Annotated in this window: 15 protein-coding genes; 10 read left to right on the top strand and 5 right to left on the bottom strand. The window is 60.2% G+C overall.

Features of this window, described 5'->3' with window-relative positions:
* Positions 1–74 precede the first annotated feature (74 nt).
* From EET67_RS00345 to EET67_RS00320, 6 genes are all read left to right on the top strand, one after another.
* Positions 75–893, top strand: a complete 819-nt coding sequence (locus EET67_RS00345; protein ID WP_245450640.1) for a tetratricopeptide repeat protein — start codon at positions 75–77, stop codon at positions 891–893.
* A 199-nt stretch (positions 894–1,092) separates the two neighbouring features.
* Entirely contained in the window at positions 1,093–1,293 is a 201-nt protein-coding gene (napE, locus tag EET67_RS00340) for a periplasmic nitrate reductase, NapE protein (protein WP_128624216.1), read from the top strand.
* 9 nt (positions 1,294–1,302) lie between these two features.
* On the top strand, positions 1,303–1,623 hold the full coding sequence (locus tag EET67_RS00335; RefSeq protein WP_128624215.1) for a chaperone NapD: 321 nt from the start codon (positions 1,303–1,305) through the stop codon (positions 1,621–1,623).
* Positions 1,620–4,121 (top strand): periplasmic nitrate reductase subunit alpha, encoded by a 2,502-nt coding sequence (gene napA / locus EET67_RS00330; protein WP_128624214.1) that lies wholly within the window; start codon positions 1,620–1,622, stop codon positions 4,119–4,121. Before EET67_RS00335 ends, napA begins: the two co-directional genes overlap by 4 nt.
* Positions 4,094–4,579, top strand: coding sequence for a nitrate reductase cytochrome c-type subunit (locus EET67_RS00325; RefSeq protein WP_128624213.1), 486 nt, complete (start codon positions 4,094–4,096; stop codon positions 4,577–4,579). The genes napA and EET67_RS00325 overlap by 28 nt, the downstream gene beginning before the upstream one ends.
* 3 nt (positions 4,580–4,582) lie before the next feature.
* Positions 4,583–5,299 (top strand): NapC/NirT family cytochrome c, encoded by a 717-nt coding sequence (locus tag EET67_RS00320; protein WP_245450639.1) that lies wholly within the window; start codon positions 4,583–4,585, stop codon positions 5,297–5,299.
* A 144-nt stretch (positions 5,300–5,443) separates the two neighbouring features.
* Here the strand turns inward: EET67_RS00320 and EET67_RS00315 are convergent, their stop codons facing one another.
* A complete protein-coding gene (locus EET67_RS00315) occupies positions 5,444–5,971 on the bottom strand; it encodes a helix-turn-helix domain-containing protein (RefSeq protein ID WP_165899742.1) in 528 nt (175 codons plus the stop codon).
* Positions 5,972–6,215: 244 nt separating this feature from the next.
* Entirely contained in the window at positions 6,216–7,376 is a 1,161-nt protein-coding gene (locus EET67_RS00310) for an ABC transporter substrate-binding protein (RefSeq protein WP_128624652.1), read from the bottom strand.
* A gap of 355 nt (positions 7,377–7,731) precedes the next feature.
* Between EET67_RS00310 and EET67_RS00305 the strand changes: the two genes are divergently transcribed.
* Genes EET67_RS00305 through EET67_RS00290 form a run of 4 tightly spaced genes read left to right on the top strand, consistent with a single transcriptional unit; the run spans position 7,732 to position 13,434 of the window.
* Entirely contained in the window at positions 7,732–9,519 is a 1,788-nt protein-coding gene (locus tag EET67_RS00305) for a hydantoinase B/oxoprolinase family protein (protein ID WP_128624211.1), read from the top strand.
* 40 nt (positions 9,520–9,559) lie between these two features.
* Positions 9,560–11,668 (top strand): hydantoinase/oxoprolinase family protein, encoded by a 2,109-nt coding sequence (locus tag EET67_RS00300; RefSeq protein WP_128624210.1) that lies wholly within the window; start codon positions 9,560–9,562, stop codon positions 11,666–11,668.
* 27 nt (positions 11,669–11,695) lie between these two features.
* Positions 11,696–12,643 (top strand): CoA transferase subunit A, encoded by a 948-nt coding sequence (locus EET67_RS00295; protein ID WP_128624209.1) that lies wholly within the window; start codon positions 11,696–11,698, stop codon positions 12,641–12,643.
* Between the two features lie 11 nt (positions 12,644–12,654).
* Positions 12,655–13,434: a CoA-transferase subunit beta gene (locus tag EET67_RS00290; RefSeq protein WP_425359487.1), complete on the top strand. Its 780-nt coding sequence runs from the start codon at positions 12,655–12,657 to the stop codon at positions 13,432–13,434.
* 107 nt (positions 13,435–13,541) lie between these two features.
* On the opposite strand, the gene EET67_RS00285 is transcribed toward EET67_RS00290, so the two are convergent.
* Genes EET67_RS00285 through EET67_RS00275 form a run of 3 tightly spaced genes read right to left on the bottom strand, consistent with a single transcriptional unit; the run spans position 13,542 to position 17,856 of the window.
* Entirely contained in the window at positions 13,542–14,750 is a 1,209-nt protein-coding gene (locus EET67_RS00285; RefSeq protein WP_128624208.1) for a xanthine dehydrogenase family Fe-S subunit, read from the bottom strand.
* Positions 14,747–15,565 (bottom strand): FAD binding domain-containing protein, encoded by an 819-nt coding sequence (locus EET67_RS00280; RefSeq protein WP_128624207.1) that lies wholly within the window; start codon positions 15,563–15,565, stop codon positions 14,747–14,749. Before EET67_RS00280 ends, EET67_RS00285 begins: the two co-directional genes overlap by 4 nt.
* On the bottom strand, positions 15,562–17,856 hold the full coding sequence (locus EET67_RS00275; RefSeq protein ID WP_128624650.1) for a xanthine dehydrogenase family protein molybdopterin-binding subunit: 2,295 nt from the start codon (positions 17,854–17,856) through the stop codon (positions 15,562–15,564). Before EET67_RS00275 ends, EET67_RS00280 begins: the two co-directional genes overlap by 4 nt.
* Between the last annotated feature and the right edge of the window lie 51 nt (positions 17,857–17,907).

Genomic DNA, 17,907 nt, shown 5'->3' with positions numbered 1-17,907 from the left:
GTTAACAGAATATTTCTGCGACGGGGAAGATGGCCGCAGTTTGGCCAGCGGGAACGGATGGAGATCTGGCGCAGATGTTGACCAATCACTCGGCAAAGGCAACTGGAAAAAGGTTGGTCACCGTCGCATTTGCGCTCGCGCTGGCAGCAGGAATTTCCGGTTGCGCCACCGACAAGATGGCGACGGGGTCGGTCAGCCGCGCGTCCGGCAAACCGCTTGAAACCATGTCGTCCGCGGAGTTGGATTCAGCGGCCAGATCACTCGGCAATGCCTATACGCGCGACACGAACAACAAGAGCGTTGCCCTGCAATATGCCACTGTCCTGCAGATGGATGGACGCTCAGACCAGGCACTCGCGGTCATGCGCAAGCTTGCCATCGCCCATCCCAAGGATCGCGATGTGCTTGCCGCCTATGGTAAGGCGCTTGCCGGCGTCGGCCAGTTGGAGCCGGCATTGGATGCGGTACGCCGTGCCCAGACACCCGAATATCCGGACTGGAAGCTTCTATCCGCTGAAGGCGCCATTCTCGATCAGCTTGGACAGGCCGACGAAGCCCGGCAGCTTTATCGCAAGGCACTCGACCTGAAGCCCAACGAGCCCTCCATCCTGTCGAATCTGGGCATGTCCTACGTTCTGGCCGGCGACCTCAAGACCGCCGAAACCTATATGCGATCGGCATCCGAGGCATCTGGGGCAGACAGCCGGGTCCGGCAGAATCTGGCGCTCGTCGTCGGCCTCCAGGGGCGCTTCCAGGAGGCTGAAGCCATTGCAAGCCAGGAGCTATCCCCAGAGCAGGCACAGGCCAATATCGCCTATCTGCGCGGCATGCTTTCGCAGCAGAACGCCTGGAACCAGCTCAAGAAGGAAGACAAGCAAACCAATACGAACTAGGTTTCGTCCTCTCTTCGCCAGACACCCATTCCCGATCTCTTCCATGAGATGATGGGCTTTGCCGCCGAACGGCCGGTGGAGGCGACTTCGGCCAATGGCAATTCCGTGCTGTGGTTCAAGGCACTTGTCATCCACAGGTAGCAATGGCCATAATGACTGTTGAGTTCGGCGCCCGAAATCCCAGGCCCATGAGGAAATCATGACCCAGGACCAAGCAGGACAGACCGTATCGCCCGACACTGCGGGACAACGCCGGCGTGAACTCATCGCCTTCCTGGTTCTGGCTTTCGGCATCTGGCCGGTCGTGGCCGTCGGCGTGGTCGGCGGCTTTGGCTTCGCCGTCTGGATGTGGCAGATTGTATTCGGCCCGCCGGGGTCGCCGCCGAATGGGTTGCATTAGGGCGGCGCCATGAAAGAGCGCGCCAGCATGACCCGTCGCGACTTTCTGACCGGCCAAAGCCTCACAGACGGCATCCCAGCATGGCAGCATAGCTCCAGCGCCGTCATTTCCGTGCTGCCCAGACACACCGATGAAGTCGTCGAGCGGCTAGCCGCAATGGAAGGCGTGGAAGTACACGCCGCGCAGGCGAGCAAGATCGTCGTCACCATCGAGGGCCCGAGTGTCGGCGCGCTCGGTGAGAGGCTGACACAGATCTCCCTGCTCGACGGCGTGATCACCGCAAATCTGGTTTTCGAACACATCTACAGTGACGAAGGCGACCCGCAATGACGAGATCGATGACCCGTCGCGACATGCTCAAGGCTAATGCGGCCGCCGTTGCAGCCGCCGCAGCCGGCATAGCGACACCTGCCGCCGGCCAGTCCGTTCCAGGCGGCGTCAGCGCCCTCGAAATCAAATGGTCCAAGGCGCCATGCCGCTTCTGCGGCACCGGCTGCGGCGTCATGGTCGGGGTCAAGGAAGGCAAGGTCGTAGCAACACATGGCGACATGCAGGCCGACGTCAATCGCGGGCTTAACTGCGTGAAGGGCTATTTCCTCTCCAAGATCATGTATGGAGCAGACCGCCTGACGCAGCCGCTGATGCGCAAGGCCAACGGCAAGTTCGACAAGAACGGAGAATTCGAACCGGTCACCTGGGATGAAGCCTTCGACCTGATGGCCGAAAAACTGAAGGCCACGCTGAAGGAAAAGGGGCCGGAGGCAGTCGGCATGTTCGGGTCCGGCCAGTGGACCATTTTCGAGGGCTATGCCGCGACCAAGCTGATGCGCGCCGGCTTTCGTTCTAACAATCTCGACCCCAATGCGCGCCATTGCATGGCCTCGGCAGCGGTCGCCTTCATGCGCACCTTCGGCATGGACGAGCCGATGGGCTGCTATGACGATTTCGAGGCGGCCGATGCCTTCGTGCTGTGGGGCTCCAATATGGCCGAGATGCACCCGATCCTGTGGACGCGGGTCGCCGACCGGCGACTGGGGCATCCGCATGTGCGTTGCGCGGTGCTGTCGACCTTCACCCATCGCTCGATGGACCTTGCCGACATCCCCATCGTGTTCAAACCGGGCACCGACCTTGCGATCCTCAACTATATCGCCAACCACATCATCGCCACCGACCGCGTCCACAAGGAGTTCGTCGACAAGCACACCGTCTTCGTGAAAGGCGTGACGAATATCGGCTACGGCTTGCGGCCCGAACACGAACTGGAGAAGGCGGCGACGAATGCGGTAGACCCCGGCAAGACGGAGCCGATCGATTTCGAGGCCTTCAAGGCGATGGTTTCCGAATATACGCTCGACAAAGTCTCCGAACTTTCCGGCGTCGAGCCCTCATTCCTGGAGGAACTGGCCGAGCTTTACGCCGATCCCGCCAAAAAGGTGATGTCGCTCTGGACAATGGGCTTCAACCAGCATGTCCGCGGCGTCTGGGCCAACCAGATGGTCTATAATATCCATCTTCTGACCGGAAAAATCTCGGAACCCGGCAACAGTCCGTTCTCGCTGACGGGTCAGCCTTCCGCATGCGGTACGGCACGCGAAGTCGGCACATTCGCACATCGCCTGCCGGCCGACATGGTGGTGACCAATCCCGAGCATCGGCGGCATGCCGAGGAAATCTGGAAGGTGCCGCACGGCCTCCTGCCGGAAAAGCCAGGCTACCATGCCGTGCTCCAGGACCGCATGCTGAAGGACGGCAAGCTCAACTGGTACTGGATCCAGGTGAACAACAATCTCCAGGCGGCGCCGAACACCGCTAACGAAACCTATCCCGGTTATCGCAATCCGGACAATTTCATCGTCGTGTCAGACGCCTATCCGACCATCACCGCGGTCAATGCCGACCTCATCCTGCCCGCCGCGATGTGGGTGGAGAAGGAGGGAGCCTACGGGAATGCCGAGCGTCGCACCCATGTCTGGCACCAACTCGTGCAGGCCGAGGGCGAGGCGCGCTCCGACCTGTGGCAACTGGTCGAGTTCTCCAAGCGCTTCACCGCCGACGACGTCTGGCCCGCCGATCTCCTCGCGCAAAACCCGGATTACAATGGCAGGACGCTGTTCGACATATTGTTCAAGAACGGCGAAGCGGACAAGTTTCCGCTCGCGGACATCGACGCCGAATATGACAATCAGGAAGCGAAGGATTTCGGCTTCTACATCCAGAAAGGCCTGTTTGAGGAATATGCCTCGTTCGGGCGCGGCCATGGCCATGACCTGGCACCATATGATTCCTATCACCAAGTGCGCGGCCTGCGCTGGCCGGTGGTCGACGGCAAGGAAACCTTGTGGCGCTACCGGGAAGGCTATGATCCCTATGTGAAACCGGGCGAAGGGGTGCGCTTCTACGGCAATCCGGACGGCAAGGCCAAGATCATAGCGGTGCCCTATGAGCCGCCGGCTGAAAGCCCCGACGACGAATATGACCTCTGGCTGGTGACCGGCCGCGTGCTGGAACATTGGCATTCCGGTTCCATGACGATGCGCGTGCCTGAGCTTTACAGGGCGTTTCCCGGTGCCGTCTGTTTCATGAATGCCGACGATGCGCGCACGCGCGGCATCAACCAGGGAGCCGAGGTCCGGGTTGTGTCACGGCGCGGCGAAATGCAGGCGCGGGTAGAGACGCGCGGCCGCAACCGCATGCCGAAAGGGGTGATCTTCGTGCCGTGGTTCGACGCCAGCAAGCTGATCAACAAGGTGACGCTCGACGCTACCGACCCGATCTCCAAGCAGACGGATTTCAAGAAATGCGCAGTCAAGATCGTTTCCGTCTGACGCCGCCGCGCCTGCTGCTGGCCGTATTTGCGCTGACGGCGATCAGTGCGTCGGTGGCGCTCGCGCAGATGGGTGCCGAGACCATGGGTGGCGTCTCTTATCCGGAATCGGCTCCGGCAAAACCCATTCCGAAATGGACTGTCGACGACATCCGCAAGATGCGCGCCTATCCGGACCAGCCGCCGGTGATCCCGCATTCGATCGAGGGCTATCAGCTCTCGGTCAATACCAATCGCTGCCTTTCCTGCCACAAGCGCGAATTCACCGAAGGGTCCGGCGCGCCGATGGTCAGCGTGACCCACTATCTTACGCGCGACGGCCAGATGCTGGCCGATGTCTCGCCGCGCCGCTACTTCTGCACCGCTTGCCATGTGCCCCAGGCCGATACGCAACCGCTCGTGGGCAATACCTTCAAGGACATGAGCGAGATGGGCGTCAAGCATGCAGGGGAAGAATAGGTGATGAGCTCGATCAAGCGGCTGGCCGCCTGGGTCTGGGCCTTCCTGACGAAACCGGCGGCAACGCTCAGCCTTGCCTTCCTGACCTTGGGTGGCTTTGTGGGCGGCGTCATCTTCTGGGGGGCGTTCAACACGGCGCTCGAAGTCACCAATACCGAAAAATTCTGCATCTCCTGTCATGAGATGGAAAACAACGTCTATCAGGAACTGACCCGCACGGTGCATTTCTCCAACCGCTCGGGCGTGCGCGCCTCCTGCCCCGACTGCCACGTTCCGCATGACTGGACCGACAAGATCGCGCGCAAGATGCAGGCCTCGAAGGAAGTGTGGGGTAAGATTTTCGGCACCATCAACACGCGTCGGAAATTCCTCGACAAGCGCCTTGAGCTTGCACAGCATGAATGGCACCGCTTGAAGGCCAATGACAGCCTCGAGTGCCGCAATTGTCACTCCTCCGTCGCGATGGACCTGTCGAAACAGACACAGCGCGCGGCCGAAATCCACACCCGCTATCTCTTGTCCGGGCAGGCCACCTGCATCGACTGCCACAAGGGCATCGCCCATGAGTTGCCAAATATGGAAGGTATCGATCCCGGCTGGAAGGTACCACCTGAATTGAATGCCGACGGCCTGCAGACATCGGCGACCGAGGCACTGTCGTCCTGGATCGAAGCGGCCAGCGCCCGCACGCAGGCGCCCGTCGCTGCGACGGGCAATTAGAGCATGACCCCGAAAAGTTGCAGACTTTTCGGACAAGATCATAATTCAAAAACAAAGACTTAGAGTGAGATGGCGATTCAAGGAGAAGTCATCTTTCTCTAGGCGCTGCTCGTCTCGAGCGCGGCCAGTCGTGCGCTCGGTGGGCTACGGGCGAGCGGAGATGATCGACAGATATAGCGCCGGGCCGCGCAGGAGTTTCCTAGGGCCATGCAGCACGGAAGCCTCAAAAAGCAGGCTATCTCCCGGACCTAGATCGTAATGATCCTCGCCATGCGAATATCTGATGGCTCCCTCCAACATATAGAGGAACTTCATCCCGCTATGCCGGAAGGTTGGGAAATGGGCTTCCTGCTCGATGAGCCGTACCAGATAAGGCTCGACCTTGATGCCGGAACTCAGCACTTCGATGTCGCCGAGAGTTTCTGCTGGCGTCGGACAGTTCCGGAGCCCTATCGGCTGACCAGCCTTCTTGAACACTGCCTCGTATTGTTGCTCAGAACGCCGCAGCAGCGATGAAATCGGCACGCCCAGCGCCCAAGACAGCGCCCGCAATGTCGTCAGAGACGTGGATACGGTGCCATTCTCAATCCTGGAGACCGCGCCCATCGACAGGCCGGCTGCGCGAGCCAGTTCCTCCAGCCTCCAGCCGCGTTTAAGGCGCCAATTGCGCACTTCATTGCCGATTGCAACTCGCAGGCTCTCACATCGCCGCTTTGGAAGGTCATCGGTGAGCGCGCCTACGCGAGGCTCGATATCCGGCCGAAGGTTGCGACATGGCAATGCCGGCTTTGGTGATTGGCCCTGCATTTGGGAGTCCGGCGATTTCTCTCGATGTGGATATCGGCCTTGCAAGCAGCTTGAGCCCACCCGATCAAACGATGGGCCCGGCGAAAAGAATCACCGGGCCGGGTGCCGATTATTGGCTTGCGAAGTCGGGGCGAACGACCTTGCCGCCCTTGACTTGAACGACAAAGATGTTGGCGGTGTTCTGGCCGCTTTCAGCACCTTCAGGCCCTTGCTTGAGGAACTTGATATTGCTGTTGACTCCCTTGACCTCCACCTCCCAGAGCGCTTTGCGGATAGCTTCGGGCTCCGCCGTTCCAGCCTTTTCGACGGCAGCGGCAATGCTCAGGATTGCATCGTAGCCACGCTGCCCTTCGATGCGGCCGGCGAATTCAAAATCGCGGCGCTCCCATTCTTCAGCGAAAAACTTTGCCACCTCAGGATTGGGGGCCATGTCAGGGAACCACGGCGCAAACAACACGGTGAAATATGCGTTGTCTGCGGCACTGCCGGCATGCTCAATTGCCTGATCGGGGGTCGACGAGGTTGTGGTCGCAATAATCTTCTGTGGCAGCCTAAGAGAAAACGCCTGCTTGAAGATCAGGGTCAGTTGCTCGATCTCGGTTGTCACCAGCAATACGTCAGCATCCGACGCTTTGATCTTGGCAAGTTGCGCTGAAAGATCGACAGCGTTTGCGTCCATGCTCTCTTTCAGTACCGTCGGCACCCCATGTTTTGCCAGCATGTTGGAATAGGCGTCGGTATTGCTGTGCCCCCAATCATTGTTGACGGCCAGGAACGCCGCTTTCTTCATGCCGAATTTTTCGACAAAGGGACCGAAGGAATCGGCCAGCATGTCGCTCGTTGGGGCTGTCCTGAATATCCACGGGTTGCCCGAAGTCGTGATCTTGCCGGACGAAGAGGTTTCGACCACCATCGGGATGCCGTATTCCTCCAGCTTGGGCATGACAGCGAGCGTCATGGTCGATCCCCAGGCTCCCATGATTGCCGACACCTCATCGCGTACGATCAGCTTTTCGGCAACGGCCGCCGCTTCGGTCGGATTGCTTTTGTTGTCCTCGATGATCAGTTCGATTTGCTTGCCGAGAACGCCGCCCTTTTCATTGATTTGATCGGCGGCGATACGGGCGCCGTTGGTTACGTAGTTTCCTGAAGCTGCGACCGGACCGGTCAGCGGTTGGTTGACGCCAATCTTGATAGTGTCCGCGAACGCATTCGATATCAGCATGGACAGCGCGACTGCCGCGCCAGCCAGGATACCTGTCTTTTTCATGTAATTCCTCCCTTTGATTGAAACGAGGAAGGTGGCCCAGTGGTTGGCAACGTGATTGCGGCATTGCAAACGCCGCTTCCGCGCTTGCAACTAAAATCGCTCATTATTTGTTGGACCGGGCTCCTCCGGATGGTTGGACGGTTCCATTTCGCCCATAAGTAATTAATCACTTACTAACAGGCTATGTCAAGCGCCATGTGCCGCCTCATTGTGCTTGCGACCCGTGTTCCTGCCAACCTTCGGTCCCCTCTGGGTCTCCACCAATCAACGTCGAATTGCGTCAACGGGCATTGACAATGTCCGTTGTAAAAGAATACTTACTTAAGACCGATACCCGTGGAGGAGGACAACCCGAATGGCGGAACCAACCATCGCGAAGGCGCGCAGCGACACCTTCATCGACTTCGAGCTTTTCAAGAACGAGCTGTTTTCAATTGCCGATGAAATGGCCGTCACTATCTGCCGGACGACCTACTCTGGCGTCTTGCGCGACAACATGGATTTTTCCACGGGCATTGCGGATGCAGACGGCCGGCTTATCGCCCAAGGGCTGACCCTGCCCGTCCATCTCGGCTCCATCCGCACAGCACTTCAGGCTGTCATGAAGAAGTATGCGGGGCGGATCGAGGATGGCGACGTATTCATCCTGAACGATCCTTTCGAAGGTGGCATGCACCTGCCGGACATCTTCATCCTGAAGCCCGTCTTCGCCGGCGGAACACTGATCGCGTTTGCCGCCACAACCGCCCACCATGTCGACGTCGGCGGCCATGTCCCCGGCTCCAACTCGGTGAATTCCAGCGAAATTTTTCAGGAAGGCCTGCGTATCCCGCCCCTGAAGCTGGTCTCGGCCGGACACCAGGACGAATCCTTGTGGACGGTGATCAAAACGAACGTACGGCTGCCCGTTCAGCTTCTGGGCGATCTCCGTGCTCAACTCGCTGCCTGCGAGATAGCCCAGCGTAAGATCCTTGCTCTGGTGGACCGCTATGGCGCCGAGGAATCGCTGGCCCATATGCGCGAAATCATCGACTACACCGAACGTCTGGCGCGTGCTGCGGTCGGCGAGCTTCCCGACGGAGAGTTTTCCTTCGAGGACTGGATCGACGACGACGGCATGGATATCGGCCACCCGATCCGCCTTTTCGTGACTGTGCGCAAGCAAGGCGAGGCGGTCGAGTTCGACTGGACGGGCAGCGCACCGCAAGTCCGGGGTGCCATCAACTGCACCTTATCGGTCACCGAAGCCGCCTCCTATACGGCACTTCGCTCAATCCTACCCGGCGGCATTCCCAACAATGACGGCATATTCCGCATCATCCGCACCACGGCACCCGAAGGCACGATTGCGAATGTGGCAATGCCTGGCGCTTGTGCGGCGCGCGCGCTGACCGGTTTCCGCATGGTCGATTGTGCCTTCGGCGCATTGGCCAAGATGGTGCCCGACCGGGTGTTCGCTGCTTCGGACGGCGGCAATGTGGGCGTGACGATCGCCGGTTTCGCGCCGTCAGGAGATCGTTTCGTCTATGTCGATTTCTCCTGCGGCACCTGGGGCGGCAGGCCATGGGCAGACGGAATCGACGGCATCTCGAACATCTTCGTTAACATGGCTTCGCAATCGGTTGAGCAGATCGAATCCGAGCATCCGGTCGAGATCCTGGCCTACGAATTCGCGCAGGATCGCTGCGGCGCCGGCAAGTTCCGTGGCGGCGCACCCTTCTACCGCGACTATCGGATAAAGGTGCCGGATGCCACGTTGCAGATCCGCGCCGACCGTCAGACAACCCGTGCCTACGGCCTCTATGGCGGCAAAGCCGGAAAGCCGGGCTCAGTCTGCCTGAACCCCAAGACGACTAAGGAGAAGATCGGCTCAAAGGTCACCATCCGCGTCAACGAGGGTGACGAGTTCCGCTACGTTCTGCCGGGCGGCGGCGGCTGGGGCGACCCGCTGGAGAGGGAACCTGCAGCCGTTTCGCGTGACGTTCGCAACGAGATCATCAGTGCGACCGCGGCGAAAGACGAATACGGCGTCGTGATCGAAGAAAAGACGTTTGCAATCGATCAGGGGGCCACGGAAAAGCTGCGCCTTCACCTTCGTAGCCAGCGGAGCGCCGTATCCGAGTTCGTCACCTGGGGTGACTGAACCCTTTCCCGTACAGCTGAACAGAAGAAAGAAACCAGCAATGTTGGACAGAACCGAACAGGGAGGATGTCGCGTCGGCATCGACATCGGCGGCACCTTCACCGACCTCGTCGTCGTCAATTCCAAGGGCGAGACCTTCACCAAGAAAGTGTCGTCCACGGCAGACAACTATGCCCGCGCCATCATCGAAGGGCTGGCGGGAGTGCTCGATCCGGCCGGGTTGACCCTCAATCAGATCACCGAATTCCTGCACGGAACGACGGTGGGATCCAATACGATCCTGGAGCTCAAGGGCGCACGTATCGGCCTGATCACCACGAAGGGCTTCCGCGACGTCCTCGAAATCCGCAACCTGCGCATGCCGAAACTTTACGATTTGCGCTGGGACAAGCCTGCTCCGCTGGTCGAACGCTATTTGCGCCTGGGCATCAACGAGCGGATCGATGCCGCGGGCAACGTCACGATCCCCCTTGCGCGTGCTGACATCGAGGCTGCAGTCGAGCGACTGCTGGCTGAAAAGGTCGAGGGCATTGCCGTTTGCCTGCTCAATTCCTACGCCAACCCGGTGCATGAAAGGATGGTGGCCGAGACCATCCGCAAGATGGCGCCAGACCTTCCCATCAGCGTGAGTTCGGACATCCTGCCCCAGATGAAGGAATATGAGCGCACCTCGACGACCGTGGTGAACGCCTACATCATGCCGATTGTCGCCTCCTATCTCAAAAATCTGGGCGACACGCTCAAGAGCCAGGGCATGAAGGCGCCAATCCTGCTCATGCAGTCCAATGGTGGCCTCACCACCGCGCAGGAAGCCAGTGAGAAGCCAGTAAATATCGTCGAATCCGGTCCTGCCGCCGGGGTAGTCGGCGCCGTTCGTCGTGCCGTCGAATGCGGGCACCACAACATCATCAGCTTCGACATGGGCGGAACCACCGCCAAGGCCTCGGTGGCCGAAGAGGGAAAGTTCGTGCTTTCCCAGCAGTACTCCGTTGGCGGCGGCATCATGATCTCGTCGCGCCTGCTGACCGGCGGCGGCTACCTGTTGGCGGTGCCCGCCATCGACGTGGCCGAAGTCGGTGCGGGAGGCGGATCGATCGTATGGATCGATGCGGCTGGATCCATGCAGATCGGGCCCGAAAGCGCCGGCGCCAATCCAGGCCCCCTCTGCTACGACCGGGGTGGCGATCGGCCTACGGTAACGGATGCCAATGTGCTGCTCGGCTACATCAACCCCCATTATCTCGTGGGTGGGGAGCTGAAGCTCAATGCCGCTCGCAGCCATCAATTTTATGAGGAATTGCTGGCAAAGCCCCTCGGGATCGACGTCACCACTGCCGCATACGGTGCGCGCCAGATCGCAATCTCCAACATGATCCGCGCCATCAAGGCGGTGTCATCGGAACGAGGGCGCGATCCGCGGAATTTCACCCTGTTTGCACTCGGCGGCAACGGCGCCCTGTTCGCAGCCGGCATGGCCCAGGAGCTTGGTATCAAGACCATCATGGTGCCGCCTTCGGCCGGTCTTTTTTCGGCATATGGGCTGCTCTATGCCGATGTCGAGCACTATTACACCGAAACCATGCGTGACCTGCTGCGCGATGTGAGCCCGCAAGCCTGGCAAACAGGCTGGCAATCACTGGAGGATCGAGCTCGCGAACAGCTACGGGCAGACGGCTTTGGGGAGGATGAAGTCGAAATCCAGCGCTTTGCCAGCATGCGCTACAAGGGCCAGACCTTCGAGATCAGTATTCCCATTCCCAATGGAGCACTGACGCCGGAGCGAGTTCTGGAGATCGAGGATACGTTCGGCGCCGAGCACGAAAGGACTTACGGTCATCGCGCTTCCTTCGATGAGCCGGTGCAACTCATCAGCATCCAGGTCGCTGGCCTGGCCGCCCGAAACCAGACGCAAAAGCCGGGCAAGCCTCAACGCCACGATGGCGACCTGCATACTGAACAGCAGCCACGCAAAGCCTATTTCGGTCGCGAGCATGGCTGGCTGGAAACGGCGATCCTGCCGCGAACCGCACTGACAGCGCCTCGGCGCGGCCCCTGCATCATAGAAGAATACGACACCACCTGCGTCGTGCCGCCGGAGGCTACCGCCCGGCTCGACGACAAGCACAACATCATCATCACGCTCGACTGATGCGTGAAACTGACAGGACGGACAGCGATGACAACCGGCTTTCAAAGCGCTCCTGACACGCCACACTATGTCGACCTGCGTGCGCGCCTTGCCAAGCGCGACCGCGGGCTGAGAGACAAGGTGATGTCGCTATCAGAGGCGATCGGCACGATTGCCGATGGCGATCATGTGGCCATCGGAGGCAATACATTCTCACGCACGCCATTTGCCGCCATCTGGGAACTGGTGCGCCAGCAGAAGAAGCGGCTGACGGTATCGCGCAGCATCACCTCGACTGAAGGAGATTTCCTTCTCGCAGGCGGCTGCGTCGACAAATACATGACCAGCTGGTTCAGCCAAGGGATTCTCTGGGGCCTTTCGCGGGTCATGCGCGACTTCGTGGAGAACGGTAAGGTCACCTACGAGGAATGGAGCCATATGAGCCTCGGCATGATGTACAGGGCCGGAGCGCTTGGCATCCCCTTCCTACCGACACGGGTGATGATGGGGTCGGGCATGCCCGAAGCATTGGTAACCAGCCTGGAGACGATGACCTGCCCCTATTCGGGCGACAAACTCCTGCTGCTGCCGGCGCTTAATCCGAATGTGGCGCTCATCCATGTCCAGCGCGCCGACAAATATGGCAATGCGCAATATGACGGGCTCCCCTTCATGGATGCCGACATGGCAATGGCGGCCGACCGCGTCATCCTGACGACGGAGAAGATCATCTCCAATGACGACATTCGCAACGCGCCGGACCACACGAAGATACCGTTCATGGCCGTCGATGCCGTCGTGGAAGTACCTTACGGAGCAGCACCCCATGAATGCGCAGGTTTTTACGAGCCCTTCTACAAGCACATGGACGAATATGCGGATTTCACGCGCAAGAACGGCGTGCCGGGCGCTCTTGACTATATGCAGGAACACATTTTCGAACCACGCGACTGGACGGGCTTCCTGAAGAAGCTCGGCGTCGGGCTTCCGAATTGAGGAGCGCCAGCATGGGCAAACATCAGATGAACCAGACCTACACCACGTCCGAATTGCTTTCCGTGATGTGCTCACGCGTCATGCCGGATGGTGCGATCATCTTTGCCGGTGTCGGCGTCCCGCTGCTGGGCGCGACCCTGGCCCAACGGTTGCACGCACCGAAGCTCACCATCCTCTTCGAGGGCGGTATCATCGGACCCTTCATCCAGCCAGGCCGCCTGCCTTCCTCGACAAACGAGATGCGGACCGCCGAAAAAGCCAATATGCTGCTCAATCCCACCGACGTGCTGGCTTTGCTGCAGCGCGGCTATGTGGACATCGGCTTCATCGGCGGTGCACAGATCGACCAGTATGCCAACGTCAACAGCTCCTATATCGGCAGCTACCGGCAGCCCGCGCCCAGGCTTCCCGGCTCCGGTGGCGGCAACGATATTTCGAGCCTGGTCGAAACCATCGTCATCATGCCCCATGAAAAGAAGCGTTTTGTGGAGAATGTCGATTTCATCACCAGTCCCGGCTATGTCGCTGGCGGCAATTCGCGGAAGGATGCCGGGCTCATCTCGGGTGGGGTGCTGAAGGTCATCACCAATCTGTGCGTCTTCGATTGCGATGCGGTGACCCGCCGGCTTTGCGTTCGCGCATTGCACCCCGGCGTGACCATCGATGCGGTTCTGGACAATATGGGGTTCCGCCCCGAAATTCCGGACGACCTGGAGACAAGCGAGCCGCCCACGGGCGAGGAACTGGAGATATTGCGGGAGTTGGATCCCACCAGAATCTACCTGAAATAGGCCAAGCCCGATAAGCGAATTTCAACCCAAAAGACTTTTCATCAAGTAGCGATTTATGAAGGCCGTCCTCCAGTCGAGGGCGGCCTTTTCAGTCCAATGGGCAATCGTTACTTGCGGAAGGGGCTTCGCAGCAGATCGACAAGCCACGCCTTGAGCGCACCGGCAAAGCTGCCGGCAATCCGCAGTTCACCCGGCTCGACCACCTCTTCTTCAGTGCCGGCGGAGGAAAGGGAGCGGCTGAGATTTTCCGCGAATTGCGTGGTGATCGCCCCGATGAAATGGGTGACGATGCCGCCACGCGCAAACTGCGCCAAGGCCCCGGACAACTGATAGCTTACCTCGATGTCGACACGCGTTGATTCACCGTTGTTCTCGTCCACCAGCCGATAGGTAAGCTGCCCTTCGGCAAGGGATGCGCTGCGGGCGTCACGACCGGATCCGTGTATGATACCCGTCAAGGCGTCGTCATTGCGTTCCTGCCGGGCCACGCCTGCGAACTCGGCGCCGATCGGCCCCATCTTGACACGCATCTTGATCTGATAGGTCCCGTCAGCCTCCTGCGAGACCAGACTGGCCCCCGGAATGCAACGGATCATTGACGGAACATCGCCGAACCGCTCCCAGACCACCGGCTGTGGTGCGGCAACGGAGAAGGATTGCTTGACGGCCGGGGCACGCTTACCGGCAAGCGGAGCCGGCGCCGCAGCAGCCTTGACCTGCAGAGGCTTGTCCTGCGCATCGGCTGTCGCCAGCCCATTTTTTTCCACGTGCACAAGAGCGTTGCCTGCCGAGGCATGGCCGGAGCCAGCCGGTCCAAGCGGAAGGGATGCCGGGGGGCGGGGAGGTAGGGCCTCCTGACGGCTCACAATGACGGATCGTATGGCCTTCACGATACCTGCATAGCCGGTGCAGCGGCACAAATTGCCGGCAAGCTCGATGCGGATGCGCGCTTCGTCGGCACCATGAAGCCTCATGACTATATCGCGCGCCATGATCAGCATACCGGGCGTGCAGAAACCGCATTGCAGAGCGTGATGCGCATTGAAAGCCTGGCGCAGTTCGATCATCAGCGGGTCGCGGTCGAAATCCTCGATCGTGCGCACTTCGGCCCCGCCGCAGGCTGTGGCATTGCTGATGCAGGAGCGCACCGGAACTCCATCCACCAGAATGGTGCATGCACCACATACACCCTGCTCGCAGCCGAGATGGGTGCCGGTTAGATTCATCTGCTCGCGCAGCAGGTCAGCCAAGCTCGTGCGCGGCTCGACGAGCGATGAAATCTTCTCGCCATTTACGGTCAGGCTGAGATCGTTCATTGCGCCACCTGTTTCAGCGCGCGTGCAAAGGCGTTGGCATGCATGCCGTCCCTGACGGGATCGTCGGCTATCTTCATGGCCGCGATCATCGCCTTTGCCGCCTGGATGCCCTCGCCCGATGGCCGCAGGCAAGCATCCATATCCGGAACAAGGATCGGCCTGGAATCGGTGGCTCCGATAATGCCACGCCGGATGCCCAATTCAGGGTCGATGACCACGGCGCCCATGGCTTCGGCAAACTCGCCGCGCTTGCGGCAGAACTTGAAATAGCCGAAGCGTGCAGCCTGCGAGTAGCGGCGTATACGAATACCGATGATGAATTCGGAATCTTCGAGTGCGACCGAAAACGGCGCCGTCATGAACTGGTCAAGTGCAACCCTCCGCTCGCCCGCGCTACCTGCCACCAGTATCTCGGCACCAAGGGCGGTCAGGGTCGTCATCCAGTCTGCCGCCGGGTCGGCATGCGCCAGGCTGCCGCCCATGGTGCCGCGATTGCGCACCGCACGATAGGCGATGCCTGCCGCGACTGAAGGCAGGAAGCCATTGGTGGCATCAGGCACGCGACGATCTTCGACGGACGCATGGGTCACGCAGGCGCCATAGACGATGGCATCCTTTTCCTCGCGAACCAAGGTGAGCTCACGGATTGCCGTTATGTCGATGATCAAGCTCGGCTGCGCGAGACGCAGATTGAGCAACGGCCCCAAGGACTGGCCGCCAGCCATGACCTTGGCGCTTCCATCAGCCTCTTGCAGCAGCCTGACGGCTTCTTCCACATTTGCCGGCCGCGCATATCCGAACTGGCTTGGCTTCATGGCTTGCCTAGCTGTTTTTCAGCCGCTGCCGCGATCGCTGCAAGCAGTCTATGCGGCGTCACTGGCGTCGTAGCGACCTCCGCTCTAAGCGGACGCAAAGCGTCATTGATGGCATTGGCAATTGCGGCCGGCGGAGCAATCGCCCCACCTTCGCCGATACCCTTGATGCCATGCGCGGTGAACGGCGACGGCGTTTCCATATGCAGTATCCGGATATCCGGCACTTCGCACGGGCCCGGGATGATGTAATCCACAAAGGTGGATGCCAAGGGTTGGCCATCCTCGCTATAGGGAGATTCCTCGTAGAGCGCCGTGCCGATGCCTTGCGCGACGCCGCCAATGATCTGACCATCCACGATCAGCGGGTTGACCAGCGTACCGCCGTCCTCGACCACGACATAGTCGAGTATCTCAACAGATCCGAACTCCGGATCGACCGCGACGATTGCCGCATGCGTGGCATAGCTGAATGTTCCGCTATCGACCTTCGGCTTGTAGCCCGCAGTCACCTCCAGCCCTTCATGCGCCACGTCGGCAGGGAGCACTTCGGGTGTCTTATACCAGGCCTCGGCAATCTGCTGGAACCGGATACTGCCGGTGCGGCTCCTGACTTCGCCTTCTTCGAGAACCACCTGGTCCGGCGTGGTCTGGAGCAGATGCGCGCCAATGGCGATAGCGCGCTTGGCAATGATTTCACAGGCCCGCGACACAGCTCCGCCGGCCATAACCATGGAACGCGAGCCCCAGGTGCCAGTCGAATAGGGCGTCACGGCGGTATCGCCATGGACCACATTGATCTTGTCGATCTCAACGCCAAGTATCTCATGCGCCACCTGCGCCATGGACGTTTCCATACCCTGGCCATGTGAATGCACACCGATGCGCAATTCAAGCCCCCCATCGGGCGTCACGCGGGCCGTGGCTTGCTCGAAACCAGGGACCATCGGAATGCCCCATGCGGCATAAACCGTCGTGCCATGCGCAGCCTGCTCGCAATAGGTGGCAAACCCGACCCCGAGCAAGCGGCCGTCGCCGTCCCCGTCTTTCTGCCGCTCACGAAATGCCGGCAGATCGATTGCATCGACAGCCTGGCGGACGCTTTCGGGATAATCGCCGCTGTCAAACAACTTACCGGTGATATTGGTGAACGGCATCTGCTCAGGACGCACGAGGTTCCTCAGCCGAACTTCGGCCGGTTCCAACCCAGCCTCCCGCGCAATGGCATCAATCATCAGTTCGAGGGCAAAGCAGACACCGGTGCGCGCGACGCCACGATAGGGGGTGAAAGGTGGTTTGTTGGTGGCCACCGACCGCGTACGGCAGGCATAGAACGGCATCTCGTAAGGGCCAGGCAATATGCTGGCGATCTGGGCCGATTCCAGACAAGCGGAAAACGGCCAAACAGAGTAAGCGCCGACATCGACGGCAACATCCGCTTCAAGCCCGAGAAGACGACCGTCAGCATCGGCGAATGCCTTGATGCGATAGTGATGCTCTCGCGTATTGGCGGCAGCCACCAGATGCTCCCGCCGATCCTCAACCCAGCGGAAGGGGCGCTTCTTCGTCAGCGCCAGCCAGGCCACGCAAACTTCTTCCGGTTGCAAAATGCATTTGAACCCGAAGCCGCCGCCGACATCGGGCGCAACGACATGAACCTGGCGTTCCTCAAGGCCCAGACATTCCGCCAAGCCGGTCCGCATCATGTGAGGAAGCTGGGTCGAGGTATAGACGACCAGTTGATCCAGGCGCGTATCCCACCAGGCGATCGTGCCTTTGCCCTCCAGGGGCACCATGCATTGCCGGCTCAGGCCGATTTCGCGCTCGACGACGATCGCCGCCCCGTCCAGGACAAACCGGTCACCCTTGTTTACCTTGGTCTCAAGATAGATATTGTCGGGCCACTCCTCATGAACCCGAAGCTCTTCCGACTGCTCGGCGGTTGAAAAGTCGGCAAGGACGGGCAATGGCTCAAGGTCCGTCGAGACGAGCGCGGCCATATCCTCGGCCTCGGCGCGAGTGGGACCGACGCACATGGCAATCGGTTCGCCTGTAAATCGGACCTTGCCCTCCGCAAGCGGCGGTTGGCTGGACGGCTTGAACCCCGGCAGGCCGGAAACGGCGCGTATCGGCTTCACGCCTTCGAGGTCGCGCGCCGTAAAGACGCGCCCTTCAAGGGATGGCGGAATATTGACGGAGAGAATGCGGGCGTGCGCCAAGGGGCTGCGCACAAATGCGACATCAGCTAAGCCGGGCATCTTCATGTCGCCGACATAAAGACCCCGGCCGCGCATGAAACGATCGTCTTCCTTGCGCGGCAGGCGTGCGCCGATGCCCTGCCCTTT

This window comes from Borborobacter arsenicus, assembly GCF_003934165.1.
Classification (GTDB): domain Bacteria; phylum Pseudomonadota; class Alphaproteobacteria; order Rhizobiales; family Rhizobiaceae; genus Pseudaminobacter; species Pseudaminobacter arsenicus.
Note: the sequence above shows the minus strand (reverse complement) of the source record. Positions and strands in the feature narration are given on the sequence as shown.